The organism is Vibrio sp. V01_P9A10T6 (assembly GCF_963877065.1).
GTDB lineage: Bacteria > Pseudomonadota > Gammaproteobacteria > Enterobacterales > Vibrionaceae > Vibrio > Vibrio anguillarum.
Genome location: NZ_CAWNTB010000102.1, coordinates 1 through 3463, shown reverse-complemented (window position 1 = coordinate 3463; position 3463 = coordinate 1). Strand labels below are relative to the sequence as shown.

4 protein-coding genes and 1 pseudogene are annotated in these 3463 nt (G+C 39.8%); all 5 read right to left on the bottom strand.

Annotated elements, in window-relative coordinates; genetic code table 11:
• Positions 1-568 precede the first annotated feature (568 nt).
• Positions 569-880 (bottom strand): hypothetical protein, encoded by a 312-nt coding sequence (locus AACQ21_RS05400; RefSeq protein WP_094501693.1) that lies wholly within the window; start codon positions 878-880, stop codon positions 569-571.
• Between the two features lie 206 nt (positions 881-1086).
• Positions 1087-1240: pseudogene (locus tag AACQ21_RS05395) on the bottom strand (DUF645 family protein).
• Positions 1241-1592: 352 nt separating this feature from the next.
• Positions 1593-1775, bottom strand: coding sequence for a DUF645 family protein (locus tag AACQ21_RS05390; RefSeq protein WP_002022258.1), 183 nt, complete (start codon positions 1773-1775; stop codon positions 1593-1595).
• Between the two features lie 298 nt (positions 1776-2073).
• Entirely contained in the window at positions 2074-2580 is a 507-nt protein-coding gene (locus AACQ21_RS05385; protein ID WP_105977519.1) for a GNAT family N-acetyltransferase, read from the bottom strand.
• 135 nt (positions 2581-2715) lie between these two features.
• Positions 2716-3252, bottom strand: a complete 537-nt coding sequence (locus tag AACQ21_RS05380; protein ID WP_047691683.1) for a nucleotidyltransferase family protein — start codon at positions 3250-3252, stop codon at positions 2716-2718.
• Between the last annotated feature and the right edge of the window lie 211 nt (positions 3253-3463).

Below are 3463 nucleotides of genomic sequence, written 5' to 3'. Positions count from 1 at the left end.
AACATTATAATTACTTATTTCTGAATTATATTTGGATATCATTATCTTCTTGTGTTCTATAGCATCTTTCCAATCCGACAAAATAGTATTTATTATTAATATCGAAATTGAAAAAAACAGTGGAATTATGACTTTCACTAATTCCTCAATCGCCTCAGAACTCTTATCAAAATATAAAGAAAGACAATCGGAATTAATATAAACCACAAATGGAACAAACAAGAAAAAAACTATAAGAAAGACCTTAAAAGTAAATACTGACCGTTTCATAAATACACCTAAAAATATAACGCCCGCTTAAGGGGCAGACAACGCTACTACCAACTTACCGCATAACACCGTAATCACAAAAACCAACGCATAGTAAAAATGCTGCGCGTTGGCTGTCCCTCTTGAAGCGTTTGTTAAATTTATTGTTCGAGATGTTTTAGGTATCTGTAGTAAAACTTTGCAAACTAACAACTAGCTTGTTTTCATACAATAAATCTCTTGCTTTTTCTACAACTGCCTCAACCCTTGCAATTAATTTTTTGGTCAACGAAAGTAGGGCGCTTTTCAGGTTAATACACTACTTTGCGATTATTCTATGCATCTTATGCGCTGCTTCAATACCACCCATTTTATTTTCTGCTTGATCATAACAGTGGATATCCGCTGTTTTTCCAGACGCATACAAAGTCAAAATAAGTGAATGAACATTTTTTTCATCTGCAGAAACATAACACCAAACGTTATCTGACCTTTTGAAGTATAAAGGGTTTATACCAGAACCTTCCCAAAGTGTTACAGCTGTAATAGTTACATTTTGGCCAAAGGTCCAAGCCATAGTATTTGTGGAAAGCAAAGCAGATAAAATGAGCAGGACAATATTTTTTTTCACAACGATTCCTCTATAGATGAATAAAATTTAACGCCCGCCTAAGGGGCTGACAACGCATAACACTAAACTCAAACACAACAACTGCAACCACCGCGGTTCATTGGGACTGAAAACGCCACGCGTTGGCAGTCCCTTTGAGGCGTTTGTTAGTTTCGTAGCCTATTGTTTAACAATGACTTTTTAAACTCATTTGCTTGAAAGTAATTTTACGCAAAAGCATCACGCAAACACACGTCCAACGCCAAAAGCTGTGAAGTTGGCTGCCAAAACGTTAAGAGTCCACGACAAAGAAAGCCAGATCACAGCGATGATTCAGCCTTTTATGAAACCAAACTGATCAAATTGAACGTCCGACAACATTGAAGCATCAAAGCTTATTGGTTATCCGCGATTTTGAAACCGCTGAACTTTCAACGCTTTCTACAAAATCAACATCAGGAAAAACCCAAAAGCTAAATTGTGCAGCTTGAACGATAAAGGCTAAATTTTCAGAACCTTGTGCGTGAATTTTTGATGATTTTCCTGAGAGAAACTAACGCCCGCCTAAGGGGCGGGCAACGCATTACCACTAAACTCAAACACAACAACCGTAATCACCACGGCTCATAGGGACTGGAAACGCCACGCGTTGACAGTCCCTCTTGAGGCGTTTGTTAGCTTCGTAGCCTATTGTTTAACAATGATTTTTAAATACATTTGCTTGAAATGTATTTTACGCAAATGCATCACACAAACACACGTCCAGAGCCAAAAGCTGTGAAGTTGACAGCCAAAACTCAAAACAATAAAGGTTAAGTTGGCCACGGTTAAGAGTCCGCGACAAAGAAAACCAGATCACAGCGATGATGCAGCCTTTTATGAAACCAAACTTTCTGTGTGGAACGTCCAACAACATTGAAGCATCGAGGTTTGATGATTTTCAGCGACTTTGAAACCACTGAACTTTCAACACGTTCGACCAAATCAGCATCAAGAAAAAACGCAAAAGCCAAATTATGCAATTTGAACGCTATAAACGGTTTTTTCAGAACGATTGAGCTTGAATTTTGACGATTCCGGCCTTTAAGAAGCTAACGCCCGGCTAAGGGGTTGACAACGCACCACCGAACTTAAAAAACACACTTAAACACTGAACTTCAATTTTGCACTAAAACCGCCACGCGTTGGCAATCCCTCTTGAGCCGTTTGTTAAATTACAATTGCTTGTAGAAGTAAACTGTTGCTTCTAACTTTCCGCTAGAACTACGCGCAAACTCTGGAATTTGACCAGCTTCGATGTAGCCAATCGAACGATATAGTAAAGAAGCCACATCACCTAAGCGAGTATCCAAAACGAGTAACTGCAAACTAAGCTCTAATGCCGTTTTTTCCATCAGTGACATTAATTTCTTACTGACACCTTGGCCACGAGCACTTGTTTTAACCATCAATTTTTCAACTTCCCCTCGATGTAAACCATTTGCTTTAGAGCATAGAGAAAGTTGAACTGCACCGATGATGGCATTTTCATCTTGAGCAATAAATAAACGACGCTTTCCTGACTTTAAATCCGATTCTACCCCACTCCAGTATGACTCGATTTCTTCTCTGTCGATCGGAGTTAAAAAACCGACTGAAGCACCACTCTCAACACAATCTATAAGCAATGAATTTAACTGAACTGAGACGCTAGAGGTTGAATTAATTTCCTTTATTTCCACTGAACTATCCTTGTAATTTAACGCCCGCTTAAGGGGCAGACAACGCTACTACCAACTTTCCGCATAACACCGTAACCACAAAAACCAACGCATAGTAAAAATGCCGCGCGTTGGCTGTCCCTCTTGAAGCGTTTGTTATGGCGCAATTCTCAAGTTAGGCCATATAACTAGCCAACCCTTTGACTTTACTCGATTTTCGAAGGTTCCATATGCTCGTTTAGGATTATGTGTGATTAAACCTTGAAATAAACTCTCGAAACCAAAGGCTGATATACATTCATAATGATCGTGCTCGACTTTTCTCACTGCTACCGCCGTTTCTTTTTCAGGCCAATAGCTCATGGCATCCAATGTGCTTTGGTAAGGATCGTCGCCATTTTGTAAGTGCATCTTGGCTTGATTTTTCACTTGCCAATTGATCTGGGGCATTTGCTCCGATAACTTGAGTTCAAGTGATTTTTCATAATCTGAATCGACACAATCAGCATCGAAGAAAATGACATCAATATCGTTTAATGGCGTCGGCTTTACGTTGCGATGTAAAAAGTCCCAGACAAGGTTTCGCACAAAACCTGCGGCTATGTAGCACTGAGGCAATTCAAGCTGGTAAACACATTCCAGTGCTTCAAATCGAACGGGATCTTTTCTAACTAAATCAACGATAGTATCCATTTTTCACCTTGCGCCATAACGCCCGGCTAAGGGGTTGACAACGCACCGCCGAACTCAAAAAACACACTGTAAACGCTGAACTTCAATTTTTCACCAAAGCCGCCACGCGTTGGCAATCCCTCTTGAGCCGTTTGTTATGCAAATTCAATGAGATAAACCGAATTTACACGACCAAAAGCCACAATTGCAATGGTTGAGTGATTCAAGAACC

Coding starts and splice junctions, on each gene's coding strand:
- AACQ21_RS05390 (WP_002022258.1), bottom strand. CDS start 1,775: ATGTTGTTGGACGTTCCACACAGAAAGTTTGGTTTCATAAAAGGCTGC.
- AACQ21_RS05380 (WP_047691683.1), bottom strand. CDS start 3,252: ATGGATACTATCGTTGATTTAGTTAGAAAAGATCCCGTTCGATTTGAA.